The 15,051-nt window shown below is 72.6% G+C and carries 15 protein-coding genes; 10 read left to right on the top strand and 5 right to left on the bottom strand.

The features are described 5' to 3' along the window. From ACWEVN_RS38605 to ACWEVN_RS38590, 4 genes are all read left to right on the top strand, one after another. A partial coding sequence (locus tag ACWEVN_RS38605; RefSeq protein ID WP_452054571.1) for an adenosylcobinamide-GDP ribazoletransferase occupies positions 1 to 256 on the top strand: 256 nt, incomplete at its 5' end. A gap of 5 nt (positions 257 to 261) precedes the next feature. Further along, positions 262 to 780: an RNA polymerase sigma factor gene (locus tag ACWEVN_RS38600; RefSeq protein WP_452054570.1), complete on the top strand. Its 519-nt coding sequence runs from the start codon at positions 262 to 264 to the stop codon at positions 778 to 780. Further along, positions 777 to 1,253, top strand: coding sequence for a hypothetical protein (locus tag ACWEVN_RS38595; RefSeq protein WP_452054569.1), 477 nt, complete (start codon positions 777 to 779; stop codon positions 1,251 to 1,253). The genes ACWEVN_RS38600 and ACWEVN_RS38595 overlap by 4 nt, the downstream gene beginning before the upstream one ends. Before the next feature lie 36 nt (positions 1,254 to 1,289). Beyond that, positions 1,290 to 1,976, top strand: coding sequence for a helix-turn-helix transcriptional regulator (locus ACWEVN_RS38590; protein WP_449686815.1), 687 nt, complete (start codon positions 1,290 to 1,292; stop codon positions 1,974 to 1,976). Here ACWEVN_RS38590 and ACWEVN_RS38585 read toward each other — a convergent pair. The 5 genes from ACWEVN_RS38585 to ACWEVN_RS38565 form a co-directional block, all read right to left on the bottom strand. Next, positions 1,960 to 2,316, bottom strand: coding sequence for a VOC family protein (locus tag ACWEVN_RS38585; protein WP_449686814.1), 357 nt, complete (start codon positions 2,314 to 2,316; stop codon positions 1,960 to 1,962). The genes ACWEVN_RS38590 and ACWEVN_RS38585 overlap by 17 nt on opposite strands. A gap of 82 nt (positions 2,317 to 2,398) precedes the next feature. After that, positions 2,399 to 3,415 carry an Rv2231c family pyridoxal phosphate-dependent protein CobC gene (cobC, locus tag ACWEVN_RS38580; RefSeq protein ID WP_452054568.1) on the bottom strand — a complete coding sequence of 339 codons (1,017 nt, stop codon included), beginning with the start codon at positions 3,413 to 3,415 and terminating at the stop codon, positions 2,399 to 2,401. Beyond that, positions 3,408 to 4,739, bottom strand: a complete 1,332-nt coding sequence (locus ACWEVN_RS38575; RefSeq protein ID WP_452054567.1) for a cobyrinate a,c-diamide synthase — start codon at positions 4,737 to 4,739, stop codon at positions 3,408 to 3,410. Before ACWEVN_RS38575 ends, cobC begins: the two co-directional genes overlap by 8 nt. After that, positions 4,733 to 5,347: a cob(I)yrinic acid a,c-diamide adenosyltransferase gene (cobO, locus tag ACWEVN_RS38570; RefSeq protein WP_449686811.1), complete on the bottom strand. Its 615-nt coding sequence runs from the start codon at positions 5,345 to 5,347 to the stop codon at positions 4,733 to 4,735. Before cobO ends, ACWEVN_RS38575 begins: the two co-directional genes overlap by 7 nt. Then, complete coding sequence (locus ACWEVN_RS38565; protein ID WP_452054566.1) at positions 5,347 to 7,293, bottom strand: putative cobaltochelatase; 1,947 nt, start codon at positions 7,291 to 7,293, stop codon at positions 5,347 to 5,349. The genes cobO and ACWEVN_RS38565 overlap by 1 nt, the downstream gene beginning before the upstream one ends. A 43-nt stretch (positions 7,294 to 7,336) precedes the next feature. Between ACWEVN_RS38565 and cbiE the strand changes: the two genes are divergently transcribed. From cbiE to ACWEVN_RS38535, 6 genes are all read left to right on the top strand, one after another. After that, a complete protein-coding gene (gene cbiE / locus ACWEVN_RS38560) occupies positions 7,337 to 8,536 on the top strand; it encodes a precorrin-6y C5,15-methyltransferase (decarboxylating) subunit CbiE (protein WP_452054565.1) in 1,200 nt (399 codons plus the stop codon). 265 nt (positions 8,537 to 8,801) lie between these two features. Continuing rightward, complete coding sequence (gene cobM, locus ACWEVN_RS38555) at positions 8,802 to 9,563, top strand: precorrin-4 C(11)-methyltransferase (RefSeq protein WP_452054564.1); 762 nt, start codon at positions 8,802 to 8,804, stop codon at positions 9,561 to 9,563. Continuing rightward, entirely contained in the window at positions 9,560 to 10,576 is a 1,017-nt protein-coding gene (locus ACWEVN_RS38550) for a Gfo/Idh/MocA family protein (protein WP_452054563.1), read from the top strand. Before cobM ends, ACWEVN_RS38550 begins: the two co-directional genes overlap by 4 nt. Continuing rightward, complete coding sequence (locus tag ACWEVN_RS38545) at positions 10,573 to 11,292, top strand: cobalt-precorrin-6A reductase (protein ID WP_452054562.1); 720 nt, start codon at positions 10,573 to 10,575, stop codon at positions 11,290 to 11,292. The genes ACWEVN_RS38550 and ACWEVN_RS38545 overlap by 4 nt, the downstream gene beginning before the upstream one ends. Then, positions 11,289 to 11,948 carry a 5,6-dimethylbenzimidazole synthase gene (gene bluB / locus ACWEVN_RS38540; protein WP_449686806.1) on the top strand — a complete coding sequence of 220 codons (660 nt, stop codon included), beginning with the start codon at positions 11,289 to 11,291 and terminating at the stop codon, positions 11,946 to 11,948. The genes ACWEVN_RS38545 and bluB overlap by 4 nt, the downstream gene beginning before the upstream one ends. Before the next feature lie 18 nt (positions 11,949 to 11,966). Continuing rightward, positions 11,967 to 15,051: arabinosyltransferase domain-containing protein (locus ACWEVN_RS38535; protein ID WP_452054561.1), on the top strand; the 3,085-nt coding region annotated here is incomplete at its 3' end.

Raw genomic sequence — 15,051 nt, 5'->3', positions numbered from 1 at the left:
GGGGCACGGAGCCGGCGACGGTGGCGCCGTGCCCCGCCCCGCCGCGATCGCCGTCGGCCTGGCCGCCGCCGGGCTGGCCGCGCTGCTGCCCGGCCTGCCGTGGTGGCGCGGTCCGCTCGCCGTCGCTCTCGCCTACGCCGTCACCGGAGCGCTCCTGTGGCGGTGCACCAAACGGCTCGGCGGCATCACCGGTGACGTCCTCGGCGCCGGTGTCGAAACCGCCGTCGCGACCGCACTGGTCGCGTTGTCAACCTAGGCCCGGTGCCCGGCGTGTACCTGGTAAAGGAGGTCACCCTGGACACCGATACCGCCGTCGACCCGGCGGAGCTCTTCCGCGCGCACCGCCCCGGCCTGGTCCGGCTCGCCGTGCTGCTGCTCGGCGACCGCGGGCTCGCCGAGGACGTCGTGCAGGACGCCTTCCTCGCGCTCGTCCGCCACTGGCCGCTCGACGACCCGGCCGGCGCGGGCGGCTACCTCCGCGTCTCGGTCGTCAACGGCGCCCGCTCCGCGCACCGGCGCGCGGCAAGGCGCCTGCGGCACCGGCCCGGCGACCGCGACGACGTACCACCCGCGGACACCGGCGTCCTGCTCGGCGAAGAGCACCGCGAGGTGCTCGCCGCCGTGCGCCGGCTGCCGAGACGGCAACGGGAGGTGCTCGTGCTCCGGTACTGGGCCGGCCTTTCCGAAGCCGAGATCGCCGACGCGCTCGGCGTCTCCCGCGGCACCGTCAAGACCTGCGCCTCCCGTGCGCTGGCGAAACTGGAAGAAGAACTCCGATGACCGACGTCGAGGACCGCCTGCGCCGCGCCTTCCACGCTCTCGCCGACACCGTGGACGTCCGGCCCGCACCCCTCCCCGCACCCCGGCGACGGCTGGTCGCCCCGCTGCTCGCGGCAACCGCCACCGTGCTGGGAGCCGGCGTCATCGCTCTCCTCACCACCGCCCCGCCCGAGCCGAAGCCCGCACCGCCCGCTGCACCGACGCCGACACACACCCCGGTGACGCTGCCGAACTTCGCGCTCTTCACGCACTGCGGCGTCGACGAAGCGAAGATCGGCGACCGGTTCTACGAGGCCGAGACGCCACTGATCGGCCCGGCTCGCAGCGCACCGCCCGGCTGGGACAACCCGTACCAGGAAGGCACGATGACGCTCACCCCACCGGCTTCCGCGGTCTTCCGCGACCACCTCGGCCACGAGGTCCGGTTCCGTTTACGGCCCGGAGCGACGGACTTCAAGCAGCTCTGCGAGTAACCGAAACTGTCGTACCTCCTTCCTATCGTGATCCGGGTGAACCGAACCGATCGTCTCTACGCCATCGTCGAAGAACTGCGCGCCGTCGCGCCCCGGCCACGCAGCGCGCGCTGGCTCGCGGACCGGTTCGAGGTCAGCGTCCGCACCGTCGAGCGCGACATCAGCGCCCTGCAGCAGTCCGGCACGCCGATCTACGCCGAGCCCGGCCGCACCGGCGGGTACTGCCTCGACAAGGCACACACCATGCCGCCGGTCAACCTGACGCCCGCCGAGGCCGTGGCCATGGCACTCGCGCTGAGGCACCTCGAGGGCACTCCCTTCCGTGCCGAAGGACGCTCGGCGCTGCGCAAGCTGGTCGCCGCGATGCGCCGGGAAGACACGGACGCGGCGAAGAACCTCGCCGCCTGTGTCCACCTGCTCGGCGACGGTCCGATCCCGCCGATGCCGCAGGTGCTCAACATCCGCCGCGTCCTGCGCATCCGGTACACCGACCGCGCAGGCGCCGTCACCCGGCGGGAGATCGAGCCGCTCGGCTACGTCGGCAAGCCCGAGCACTGGTACCTCATCGCCTGGTGCCGGCTGCGCCAGGAGATCCGGGCCTTCCGCACCGACCGCATCATCTCCTTCACCGTCACCGCCGAAATCCCGCCCCTTCGCCCGCTGCGTCCCGAAGACCTCGACATCCCGTACGGCGACGTCCACCAGCTCACTTTGGCGGGGTGAACACGGAGAAGTGGTTGCCCGCCGGGTCGAGCAGGTGCGCGAACGTCACGCCGACCGGGTTGACGCTCGGTGGTCGCTGCACCCGCCCGCCGGCCTTTTCGACCTGGCGGCAGGTGGCGTCGACGTCTTCGACCAGCACGGTGAAGATCGCGTACTCCTCCGTTCCCGTGGAGAGCCCGCCGCGGGAGCCGCCGGTGTCGATCACCCGGTAGGCCGGGTCGGTGCTCGCCGAGGCGTCCTGGGCGATCTTCCAGCCGAACACCTCACCGTAGAACCGTTCGGCGGCCGCCGGGTCCGCGGTGCCGATCTCGAACCAGGCGACGTCGTTGAATCCGGGCATGTCGTTCCTTCCGCTGCCACGCCGGGTCTCTCCCGGTCTGCGCCCAGTTTCGGCGGCGGTAGCGACAACCCCCTGTCGGTGTTTACGAAACTTCCCGCAGATTCGCCAGGAACGCGTCCGTCGTCACCCGGTCGCGGACCGCCAGCCGCAGGTGGTCCGGGCCGAGGCCGGGGAAAGTATCTCCTCGTCGCGCCGCATAGCCCGCTTCGCGCAGGCGCGTGCGTAGGGAAGCACCATCGGGAACGCGCACCAGCACGAACGGGCCACGCGGATCGCCCAGCACGTCGACACCCTGCGCGGTCAGGCCCGACACCAAGTACTCGCGGTCCGCTTCCGCGGCCACCGCCAGCTTCTCCGCTTCCTCCAAAGCGGACGGACGGCAGCACGCCACCGTCGCCACCGCGGCCAAAGTGGACACCGACCACGGCACCTGCACCGCACGCAGCAGCTCGACGACGTCCGCCGGCGCGAGCACGTACCCCGCGCGCAGGCCGGCGAGTCCCCACGTCTTCGTCAGGCTGCGCAGCACGACGACACCCGGATGCCCGTCGGCCAGGCTCTCGACCTCGCCGGGCACCGCGTCCAGGAACGCCTCGTCCACCACGAGCAGCCGGCCGGGGCGCGCCAGGGCGAGCAGCGACGCCGCCGGGTGCAGGACCGACGTCGGATTGGTCGGATTGCCGACGAACACCAGGTCAGCGTCGTCCGGAACCAGGTCCGGGTCGAGCACGAAGCCGTCCTTCTCGGACAGGATCACCCGCTCGACCGCGTGTCCGGCAGCACGCAAAGCCGCCTCGGGCTCGGTGAACTGCGGGTGCACGACCACCGCGTGCCGAGGGCGGAGAGCCGAGGCGAGCAGCGTGAACGCCTCCGCCGCTCCGGCCGTGACCAGGACTTCTTCAGGTGAGCGGCCGTGACGTGCGGCCACCGCCTGCACGGCGTCCACAGTAGACGGGTAAGCGGCAAGGGAGTCCAAAGCGGACGCCAGTTCCTGCTGCAGCCACGAAGGTGGCCTCGGCAACCGGACATTCACCGCGAGATCGACCAGCCCCGGCCCCACCTCGCGGTCGCCGTGGTGGTGCAGGTCGTAATCAGCCATGGGCCCGGACCCGCGCCGCGAACCGCTGCGCCAGCTCGGGATACCCCGCCCAGTGGACGTGCAGGTAGGACGCGTGCAGCGTCGGCGACGCGAAGCCGTCCAGCTGCCGATCCCAGCCCCACGCGGCCGAAGTGCCGTGCGACGGCGTCACTTCGGTGCGGTGGAATTCGTGCCCGGTGACGCGCTGCCCGGCCGTGGCCAGCAGGTTGTCCTCGACGGCGACCGCACGCCGGTAGCCGAGCTTGCCGCGAGCGGTCATCTTGGCGTCCGCGGGCACGGCGCCCACCATCGGCACGCCGTCCAAGGACTGGCACAGGTACAGCAGCCCCGCGCATTCCGCGCTCACCGGCATCCCGGCCTGGATGGCCGAAGCCACCGCAGCACGCAACGCCGTGTTCGCCGACAGTTCGGCCGCGTGCACCTCGGGGAACCCGCCACCGAAGTACAGGCCGGCGCACCCGTCGGGCAACGCCTGGTCCCGCAACGGGTCGACGTCCACGACCTCGACGCCGCACGCCGCCAGCAGCTCGATGTTCTCGGTGTAGCGGAAAGTGAACGCCGGACCGCCGGCAGCCGCGATCGTCACGGGCGGACCATCCACACCGGACGGTTCCCACGGCGGCGAGGAAAGCCGCGGCGCACCCGAAGCGATCCGGACGATCGCTTCCAGGTCGACGCCGTCGCGCACCCAGGCGGCCAGCGCAGGCAGCACGTCTTGCGCTTCCGCAGCCCGTTCCGCCGCGGGAACGAGCCCGAGGTGCCGGCTCGGCGCGTGGATCTCTTCGTTGCGGTACAACGCTCCCAGCAGTGGAACGCCGGTGGCTTCCAGCGCGGCCGCGATCTCGTCGAGGTGCCGCTGCGAGCCGAGCTTGTTGAGGATGACGCCGGCGAGCCGCACGCGGTTGTCGTAGTGGGCGAAGCCGAGCACGGTCGCGGCGACGCTGCGGGAGGCGGCCGAGGCGTCGACGACCAGCACCACCGGCGCGTCCAGCACCCGGGCCACGTGGGCGGTCGAGGCGTAGCCCTCGGTGCCCAGCGCGCCGTCGAACAGGCCCATCACGCCTTCGATCACGGCGATGTCGGCACCGTGAGAACCGTGCCGCAGCAACGGAACCAGCTGTTCTTCGCCCTGGAGGAACGGGTCGAGGTTGCGCGCGGGACGTCCGGTCGCGAGGGCGTGGTAGCTCGGGTCGATGAAGTCCGGCCCGACCTTGTGCCCGGACACCCGGTGCCCGGCCGCGCGCAGCGCCGCCATCAACCCGGCGGCGATCGTGGTCTTGCCGTGCCCGGAACCGGGCGCGGCGACGACCACCCGCGCTACCACTCGATCCCCCGCTGGCCCTTCTGGCCGGCGTCCATCGGGTGCTTGACCTTGGTCATCTCGGCCACCAGGTCGGCGGCCTCGACGAGCTCCGGCGGCGCATACCGGCCGGTGATGACGACGTGCTGGTGCCCGGGCCGGTCGACCAGGGTGGACACGACGTCGTCGACCTCGAGCCAGCCCCACTTGAGCAGGTACGAGAACTCGTCGAGGACGTAGAAGTCGTGCGTCTCGGCCGCGAGCCGGCGCTTGATCTCCGCCCAGCCTTCCCGCGCGTTCGAAGCGTGGTCCTCCTCGGTGCCGGACTTGCGCGCCCAGCTCCAGCCCTCGCCCATTTTGTGCCACTCGACCGGCCCGCCCTGGCCGGTGTCGTCGTGCAGCTTCCCCAGCGCCTTGAACGCGGCTTCCTCGCCGACGCGCCACTTCGCCGACTTGACGAACTGGAACACGCCGATCGACCAGCCCTGGTTCCACGCGCGCAGGGCCATTCCGAAGGCGGCCGTCGACTTGCCCTTCATCTCGCCGGTGTGCACGGCGAGCAGCGGCCGGTTGCGGCGCTGGCGCGTGGTCAGGCCGTCGTTCGGGACGGCGTCCGGTTTGCCCTGCGGCATCAGGCGGCCTTTCCGGTCCGGGCGCGGACGGCGTCCGCCAGCGCGTCGGCGGCGACGTCGGCGAGGGGAACGTGTTCCGCGCCGAGGTGGGCGGCGAGGTCGGCGGCCAGGCCGAGGCGCATCTTGCCGCTCTCGCAGTCCATGACGATCGTCGTGACACCGGTGAGCAGGCCGGCCGCGGCCTGGGCGCGCGCGACGGCGTCGGGGCCGCTGGTGGCGCGGCCGTCGGTGACGACGACCAGCAGCGGACGGCGCCGCGGATCGCGGATCTCTTCGACGCGCAGCACGCGCGCCGCCTCCAGGAGTCCCTCGGCCAGGGGTGTCCGGCCGCCGGTCGGGAGGCCTTCGAGACGGGACGCGGCCGCGTCGACGCTGATCGTGGGCGGCAGCGCGAGCTCGGCCGCGGTGCCGCGGAACGTGACCAGCCCGACCTTGTCGCGGCGCTGGTAGGCGTCGAGAAGCAGCGACAGGACCGCGGATTTGACCTCGCGCATCCGCGCCTTCGCGCCCATCGAGCCGGACGCGTCGACGCAGAACAGCACGAGATTGCCTTCGCGGCCTTCGCGCAGTGCGTATCGGACGTCCTCCGGCTGCAGCTTCAGCCCCGCACCGACCCGGCCGCGGGTTTTCTGGTGCGGCGCCGCGGCTTTCACGGTCGCGACCAGGTGGAGCCGGCCTTCGCGGACGCTGGCCGGCTGGACGCCGATGGTCCGGCCGCTGTCGGTGATCGCGCGCGAACGACGTCCGCGCTCACCTTCTCCCATCCCCTTCACGCGGAAGACGCGGGCCTTGAACGTCTCGCCGGCGCCGACCGTCTTCTGCTGGCCGCCGCTTTGCTGCGGTTCGCCTTGCGGCGCGTTTTCACTGCCCTGTGGTGGTTCGGGAGCTTGCGGCGGCTCCGAACCCGAGCCAGGGCCGTCGTCCTCGGGTCCCGGGTCCGGTTGGGCGTCCTGAAGGGCCTGCTCGAGCTGCTCTTCGGAGATGCCCGGCGCGTCGAACGGGTTGCGCCGGCGCCGGTGCGGCAGCGCGAGGCGAGCGGCGACGCGGACGTCCTCGGTGGTCACCTCGTCGCGGCCGGCCCAAGCCGCGTGCGCGACCGCGGTGCGGGCGGTGACGATGTCCGCACGCATGCCGTCGACCTCGAAGGAGGCACAGACTTCGGCGATCTGGCGCAGGGCCTCGTCGGGGAGCTTGACGGCGGGCAGAAGCCGTTGCGCCGCTTCGATGTCCGCCGCGAGCTGGGCGTCTTCGCCGGCGTACTGCGCGGCGAAGGCGTCAGGGTCGGCTTCGTAGGCGAGGCGACGGCGGACGACCTCGACGCGCTGCTCCGGGTCGCGGCTGGAGGCGACCTCGACGGTCAGTCCGAACCGGTCCAGCAGCTGGGGCCGCAGCTCGCCTTCTTCGGGGTTCATGGTGCCGATCAGGACGAACCGGGCCGCGTGCGAGACCGAGACGCCTTCGCGTTCCACGGTCGCGCGGCCCATCGCGGCGGCGTCGAGGAGGGTGTCGACGAGGTGGTCGTGCAGCAGGTTGACCTCGTCGACGTAGAGCAGCCCGCGGTGGGCGGCGGCGAGCAGGCCGGGCTGGAAGTCCGTGACGCCTTCGGCGAGCGCGCGTTCCAGGTGCAGGCTCCCGATGACGCGGTCTTCGGCCGCGCCGACCGGGAGTTCAACGAGCTTCGCGGGACGTCGGTGGCTGGTCGCGGCGTCGTGCGGGCCGTCCGGGCAGAGCGGGTCGGGCGCCGCGGGATCGCAGGAGAACCGGCAGCCGTCGACGACGTCGACCCCGGGCAGCAAGCCCGCGAGCGCGCGGACCATGGTCGACTTCGCGGTCCCCTTTTCGCCGCGCACCAGCACCCCGCCGACGGCGGGTGAGATCGAGGAGAGGACCAGCGCCAGGCGCAGGTCCGGCAGCCCGACGACGGCGGTGAACGGGTACGGCTTCAACAGCGCTCCTGAGGTCGGCGACCGGCCGATCATCGCACAGCGCATGCCTCGCTTAGGGTGGGAAATCGTGCGCGAAGAATCACGTCCACCGGCTGCCGGAGCGGACCGCCTGACCGTGGTCGGGATCGGGGCCGACGGCTGGTCCGGGCTGTCGGAGCAGGCCAGGTCCGCGGTGCTCGCCGCCGACGTCGTGCTGGGGGCGCCCCGGCAGCTGGGCTACCTGCCCGAGGACGTCCCGGCGCAGGCGTGGCCGACGCCGTTGCTGCCGGGGCTGGACGCGGTCATCGCCGAGCACGAAGGCGCTCGGATTTGCGTCCTGGCCAGCGGAGATCCGTTTTTGTCGGGGGTGGGTGCCACACTGGTGGCCCATGGATACGAGGTCGAGGCGCTGCCTGCGCTCTCCTCGGTGACACTGGCCCGGGCACGGCTGGGCTGGTCCGCCGAGGAGACCGAGGTGGTCACCATCGTCGGCCGGTCGTCCGCCCGCGTCGCCCGGGTGCTGGCGCCGCGCCGGCGAGTGCTCGTCCTGGGTGCCGACGCGCCCGCTTTGCGCTCCCTGCTCACCGTGCGGGGTTATGGCGAGAGCGAGCTGATCGCGTTGGAGAACCTGGGCGGGCCCGACGAGCGCATCTCCGACGGCTGGGCCGGCGATCCCGGACCGCTGACGGTGTTCGCGCTGGAGTGCACGGGTCCGGCGTTGCCGCTGATCGGCATCCCGGACGACGTGTACGCCCACGACGGGCAGCTGACCAAGCGCGACCTCCGAGTGTCGGCGCTGGCCCGCCTCGCGCCGAGTCCCGGCGAGTTGTTGTGGGACGTCGGCGCGGGCGCGGGCAGCGTCGGCATCGAGTGGTCCCGGCTGCACGGGCTGAACCGTGCGGTCGCGATCGAACGCTCCGCGGAGCGGGCCGAGCGGATCGGCCGGAACGCATTGGACCTGGGAGTACCGGAACTGGAGGTGGTGGCGGGGGAAGCACCGGAAGCGCTGAGCGCGCTGCCCGCACCGGACGCGGTCTTCATCGGAGGCGGCGTGACGGCGCCGGGCGTACTGGACACGTGCGTGGCCACCGGCGCACGGGTGGTGGCGCACGGGGTGACGCTGGAGGCCGAGCAGGTGCTGGCCCGGGCGTACGAGCAGCACGGAGGCGAGCTGCTGCGGATCGGCGTGGAGCGAGCGGCCCCCCTGGGCGGCTTCACGGGCTGGACCCCGGCGCGGGTCGTGACCCAGTGGAGCAGCCGGTGAGCGGGGTTCGACTTCCGGCCGCGAGCCTGGGCCTCGCGTGGTCACCGGCGGCCCGCCAAGCGGCGACCGGCTGGGCGGCCATGCCCGCAGGGCAGCCGATGACCGGCGCTCGGTCGGCGACCGCGAGCCGGGAGCCGGCCGAGGCTCCGGCGGGCTGGCGCGAGGCCATCCGCCGACCGGCCATGCCAGCGAGGTTCCCGGCGGGCCGGCAGCCCGACGTCGCCCAGGCGGCGGCGCGCGCCGGCGTCGCTCTCCGGAGCAGCCGATGACCGTGCACTTCATCGGCGCCGGGCCCGGGGCCGCCGACCTCATCACCGTGCGGGGCCGGGATCTGCTCGCGCGCTGCAGTGTCTGCCTCTACCCCGGCAGCATGACTCCTCCCGATCTGCTCGCGTACTGCCCGCCCGGGGCCGAGCTCGTCGACACGGCGAACCTCAGCCTCGAGCAGATCGTCGCGAAGCTCGTCGGGGCCCACGGTGCCGGGCACGAGGTTGCGCGGCTGTGCTCGGGTGATCCGTCGCTCTACAGCGCCGTCGCCGAGCAGGTGCGGCGGCTCGATGCCGCCGGTGTTCCCTACGCGGTCGTGCCCGGCGTGCCCGCCTTCGCCGCTTCGGCCGCCGCGCTGAAGCGGGAGCTCACCGTGCCCGAAATCGGGCAGAGCCTGGTGATCACGCGCGTTCAGGCGCGCTCCACCAAGATGCCTCCCCGCGAAACCCTCGCCGCCTTTGCCGCGACCGGGGCCACACTTGCGCTGCACCTCGCCATCAACCACGTCGAACGGGTGGCCGACGAGCTCAAGCCCCACTACGGCGAGGACTGCCCGGTCGCTGTCGTCGCGCTCGCGAGCCAGCCCGGGGAGACCGTCGTGCGCGGGGTGCTCGGCGAACTGCCCGTTCTCGTGCGCGAAGCCGGGATGACGCGCGCGGCCACCATCTTCGTCGGGCGGGTGCTCGGCGCCACGAACTTTCCCGACAGCTTCCTCTACTCGAGTGCCCGGGACCGGGCGAACCAACCGGAGTCGTTGTGACGGAACTGCGCTGGGGCCTGCTGGCCGCCGGGACGATCGCTGCCCACTTCGCCGCGGGCGTCGATGAAAGCAAACACGGCGTCCTCGGCGCCGTCGCCGCGCGGGACGCCGGCCGGGCGCGGGACTTCGCCACGCGCTTCGACATCCCGAAGGCCTACGGCAGCTACGAAGAGCTCCTCGCCGACCCGGACATCGACGCCGTATACGTCTCGACGCCGCACGCGCTGCACAAGCAGTGGGCCATCGCCGCCGCCGAAGCCGGGAAGCACGTCCTTTGCGAGAAGCCGCTGACGATCACCGCGGCCGATGCCGAAGAGGTGATCGCCGCCGCTCGGGCGCACGACGTCTTCCTGATGGAGGCCTTCATGTACCGGCTGCACCCGCAGACGCGGCGGCTGGCCGAGCTGATCTCGTCCGGCGCCATCGGCGAGGTCCGCGCGGTGGACACCACCTTCTCCTTCGACAGCAACCCCGAGGAGACCGCCCGGCTGAGCGACCCGGCGCTCGGCGGCGGCGGGATCCTGGACGTCGGCTGCTATTGCACGTCGCTGGCGCGGTTGGTCGCGCAGGCCGCGACCGGGCAGGACGTCGTCGAGCCGTCCGAGGTCAGCGGGATGGCGCACTTGTCCGCCACCGGCGTCGACGAGTGGGCGACCGGCCTGCTGCGCCTGCCCGGGGACATCCTCGCGACGATCTCGTGCGGGATCCGGCTGACCCGCGAGGACGGCATCCACGTCTTCGGCTCGGACGGGCAGATCCACATCCCGGAGCCGGCGTGGATCCACCCGCTGCGCAAGCCCGGCGTCTCGCAGATCATCCTGACCCCGGCGAGCGGCGAGCCGGAGGTCATCGAGGTCGAGGCTACCCAGGGCGTCTTCGCGCGCGAAGCCGACCACGTCGCCGCGCACGTCGATGACCGGCAGGCACCCGAGCTGACCTGGGCGGAGACCCTCGCCAACCTGCGTACGCTGGACCGCTGGCGGGAGGCCGTCGGCTACGGGCGTCCCTCGTGATCCTCATCCTCGGCGGGACCGGCGAAGCCCGGCAGTTCGCCGAAGCGCTCTCCGCGCGCGAGATACGCGTTGTCTCTTCGCTCGCGGGGCGCGTCGCGCGGCCGAGGCTCCCGGTCGGCGAAGTGCGCGTCGGCGGCTTCGGCGGCCCCGAGGGCCTCGCGCGGTACCTGCGCGAGAACCAGATCACCGCCGTCGTGGACGCGACGCACCCCTTCGCCGAGCGCATCGGCGCGAACGCGGCGGAAGCGGCCGAGCGAACCGACACGCCCCTGCTGAGGCTCGCGCGGCCGGGCTGGCAAGCGGGCCCGCACGACGTCTGGCACTGGGCCGACGACCTCGCCGACGCCGCCCGGCAGCTCCCCCACCTGGGCAACCGCGTGTTCCTCACCAGCGGTCGCCAAGGGCTCCCGGCCTTCGCGCACCTCGACGACCTGTGGTTCCTCATCCGGTGCGTCGATCCGCCCGAGCCGCCGCTGCCGCGGCACCACGAACTCCTCCTCGCGCGCGGGCCGTACGAGGTGGCCGCCGAACGGGCGCTGCTCGGCCGGGTCGACGTCCTGGTCACCAAGGACTCCGGCGGGCCGCAGACCAGCGCGAAGCTGACCGCGGCCCGTGAGCTCGGGAAGCCCGTCGTTGTGGTCCGGCGGCCTCCGCGGCCGCGTACGGAGACCGCCGAAACCGTCCCCGAAGCCGTCGAATGGGTCCTGCACCGATGATCGAAGAGTTCTACGAAGTCCTGCGCAAGCGTCGGGACGTCCGCGGCGAGTTCACCGGCGAGCCGATCCCCGAGGCCACGCTGACCCGGATCCTCGAGGCCGCGCACGCCGCGCCGAGCGTCGGGCTTACGCAGCCGTGGGACTTCGTGCTGGTCGAGGACGTCGCGACGCGCGAGAAGTTCGCGAAGCACGTCCACGAGGAGCGTGAGGTCTTCGCCGGGCAGCTCCGCGAAGACCGCGCCGGCACCTTCGCGAACATCAAGATCGAGGGCATCCTCGAGGCGAGCCTCGGCATCGTCGTCACCTACGACCCGGCGCGTGGCGCGCCCGACGTGCTCGGCCGGCACGCCATCGCCGACGCCGGGCTCTACTCGGTGTGCCTCGCGATCCAGAACCTCTGGCTCGCCGCGACCGCGGAAGGCCTGGGCGTCGGCTGGGTGAGCTTCTACCGCGAGCCCTTCCTGAGCGAGCTGCTCGGCATCCCGGACGGCGTCCGGCCGGTCGCGTGGCTCTGCACCGGGCCGGTCAGCGAGCTGGCGGCCGTTCCGGACCTCGAACGCCACGGTTGGCGCAGCCGCCGCCCGCTGTCCGCGGCGATACACCACGGGCGGTTCACCCCGCGTGACCCGGGGGCTGCGTCAGCCGCCGACGTCTGACCCGTTAGCGTTGCGCCGATGCGTCTGATTGCCGTAGCGCTGGGGTTGCTCTCGGCCTTGTGCGCGCTGGCTTTCCCCTTCCTGCCGGTGGTGCAGGACACGGCGGAGGTCGTCTGGCCGACCGGCAGCGACACCCGCTCCGTCAACGCGCCCTTGACCGGGTACTGGGCCCAGGACCTGCGGGCCGAGGTGCCGTGCGCGACCATCCGCTCGGTCGACGCCCGCACGAACGGCCCGGGCCTGCTGTTCGCCACCGTGCCGGACGGCCGCACCGACCCGAACGCCGGCAAGGGCGTCGGCCTGCAGCTGCGCATCGACAACGGCGTGCTGTTCGCCTCCAGCCAGGGGCAGCAGATCGCCCAGCAGCCGCTGCCCGCCGAGAAGTGCGACGTCGAGCTGGACGTCGACGCGACGCAGATGACCCTGGCCGTCGCCGGGACGCCGATCTTCCACGCGAACGGCGACGTCCGCCCGCGCCTGGTCGGCATCTACTCGTCGATCAACTCGAGCAAGGACCCGATCGCCGGCCTGCACGTTTCGGTCGTGCCGGACACGCGGTACCAGACGTCGCCGACAGCGCTGAAGATCGTCGTCGGCGTGCTCGCCGTGCTGTCGCTGATCGGCTGCCTGATCGCGGTCTGGCGCCGCGACTCCGGCTTCGCGAGACGCGCCCCGCGCTGGGCGCCGGTCGGCTGGTGGCGGCTGACCGCGCGGGACGCGACGGTGATCATCGCGCTCGGCGCGTGGGTCTTCATCGGGCCGGTGACCTCGGACGACGGCTACATCCTCACGATGGCCCGGGTCACCGAGGCGACCGGCTACCTGACGAACTACCACCGCTGGTTCGGGGTCGCCGAGGCGCCGTTCGGCTGGTTCTACCACGTCTTCGAGCTGATGACGCACGTCAGCACGGTGCCGCCGTGGATCCGGCTGCCGTCGTTCCTGCTCGGCGTGCTCAGCTGGCTGTTGATCAGCCGCGAGGTGATGCCGCGTCTCGGCACCCAGATCCGCACCAGCCGCCCGGCCAGCTGGGCGGCCGCGACGGTGTTCCTGATCTGGTGGATGCCCTACAACAACGGCGTCCGCCCGGAACCGGTGGCCGCGCTCGGCTCGCTGCTGGCCATCTGCGCGGTCGAGCGCGCGCTGGTGACGCGGCGGCTGCTGCCCCTGTGCCTCGGCCTGACCGCGGCCGGGTTCACCCTGGCCGCGACGCCGACCGGGCTGATCGCGGTGGCGCCGTTCCTGGTCGCCGCGCGGCCGCTGTTCAAGCTGGTGCGCCAGCGCGCGAACGAGAACGGCTGGCTGCCGGTGCTCGCGCCGGTCGCCGCCGCCGGGCTGCTCGTGCTGGTCGTGGTGTTCGCCGACCAGACGTTCGCGACCGTCCAGGAAGCGACCCGGATCCGGACCCAGGTCGGCCCGAACCTGTCGTGGTTCCAGGAGCTCGCGCGCTACCAGCTGCTGTTCGCCGACCTGCCGGACGGTTCGGCGCCACGCCGGTTCCCGGTGCTGCTGGTCGTCCTCTGCACCGCGACCTGCCTGGTGGTGCTGCTGCGCCGCAGCCGGATCCCCGGCGCGGCGCTCGGCCCGGCCCGCCGCCTGATCGGCACCACGGCGCTGTTCTTCCTGCTCCTGGCCCTGACGCCGACGAAGTGGACGCACCACTTCGGCGCGTTCGCCGCGGTCGGCGCGTCGATGGCGGCCCTGGCCGCGCTCGCGACGAGCTCAACGGTGCTGCGGTCCCAGCGCAACCGCGCGGCGTTCCTCGCGGCGCTGCTGGTGGTCGCCGCGCTGGCCGCGACCGGCCCGAACACGTACTGGTTCGTCTCCCGCCTCGGCGTCCAGTGGACGAACGTGGCGCCGTCGATCGGCGGCCTCCCGCTGTCGACGATCCTGCTGGTCGCGGCCGCGATCGCCGGGATATACGCGTTCGTCGAGAACGTCCGCGCGCACCGCCCGGGCCTGCCGGACCAGCCCCAGGAAGGCCGGCTGCGCGCGCTGCGGCTCGGGTCGCTGTCGCTGGTGGTGGTCTGCGGCCTGGTGGCGGCGGGCGAGTTCGTCACGATGGCGTGGGCGATCCACAACCAGTCCGGCAGCTACAGCCTGGGCGCGGCGAACGTCGGCCACCTGTTCGGCAAGAGCTGCAACCTCTCCGACCACGTCATGGTCGAGCGCGACGCGGCGACGAGCATCCTGCACCCGCAGGCCGAGCAGCGGACCGTCGCGGAGAAGCCCAAGGAGCCCGAGTCCCCGCTGCCGAACCCCGACCAGGACAACGGCCGCGTCCAGACCGGTTTCCACACCCGCCCGGTCGACGACAAGGACCCGCTGGCCGAGCCGCCGCACGGGTTCACCCCGGAGAAGGTGCCGATGTGGTCGAGCTACCTCGACCCGGAGACGCGCGCCGGCCGGCTGCGCAGCGACTGGTACGCGCTGACGGAGAAGCCGGCGGACGGCCAGATCGTGGTGGCGACGGCCGGGGCGGCCCGCCGTCCGACGTCGGTCAGCCTCGACTACGGCGTCGACACCCCGGACGGCGTGAAGGTGCTGCGCAGCCAGTTCATGCTGCCGCCGGGGTCGGGCACGGGCGGCTGGAACGACACCCGCATCAACCTGCGCGACCTGCCGCCGGAGACGAACGCGGTCCGCATCAACATCGTGGACAACGACCTGACGGAGGACGGCTGGATCGCGGCCTCGGCGCCGCGCGTCCCGACGTTCACGACGCTGACGGACCGCATCGGCTCGAAGCCGGTGTACGTGGACTGGCCGGCGTCGTTCGTGTACCCGTGCGTCCAGCCGGTGACGTCGCACGACGGGATCTCCCAGGTCCCGGACTACCGCATCACCGCGGGTGGCCTGGCGGACGAAGCTCAGTGGGCGTCCTCGACGAACGGCGGCCCGATCGGCTGGCTGGAGGAGCTGGCCGAGGAGCCGGAGGTGCCGAGCTACCTGATCGGCCAGCCGAGCCAGTCGTGGGGCCAGCTGCTGCAGATCGAGCCGTTCACCGAGGGCATCGCCCCGACGATCGTCCACGGCGAGAAGACGGTGCCGGGCTGGTGGTCGCCGGGATGTGGCCCGCCGGGTGCACCATGCGCCACACTCC

The organism is Amycolatopsis sp. NPDC003861 (assembly GCF_053605405.1).
Note: the sequence above shows the minus strand (reverse complement) of the source record. Positions and strands in the feature narration are given on the sequence as shown.

Bases quoted from the DNA above. Each gene is read 5' to 3' on its own strand.
- ACWEVN_RS38595 (WP_452054569.1), top strand. From the start codon at position 777: ATGACCGACGTCGAGGACCGCCTGCGCCGCGCCTTCCACGCTCTCGCC.
- ACWEVN_RS38585 (WP_449686814.1), bottom strand. From the start codon at position 2,316: ATGCCCGGATTCAACGACGTCGCCTGGTTCGAGATCGGCACCGCGGAC.
- cobC (WP_452054568.1), bottom strand. From the start codon at position 3,415: ATGGCTGATTACGACCTGCACCACCACGGCGACCGCGAGGTGGGGCCG.
- cobO (WP_449686811.1), bottom strand. From the start codon at position 5,347: ATGCCGCAGGGCAAACCGGACGCCGTCCCGAACGACGGCCTGACCACG.
- cbiE (WP_452054565.1), top strand. From the start codon at position 7,337: ATGCCTCGCTTAGGGTGGGAAATCGTGCGCGAAGAATCACGTCCACCG.
- cobM (WP_452054564.1), top strand. From the start codon at position 8,802: ATGACCGTGCACTTCATCGGCGCCGGGCCCGGGGCCGCCGACCTCATC.
- bluB (WP_449686806.1), top strand. From the start codon at position 11,289: ATGATCGAAGAGTTCTACGAAGTCCTGCGCAAGCGTCGGGACGTCCGC.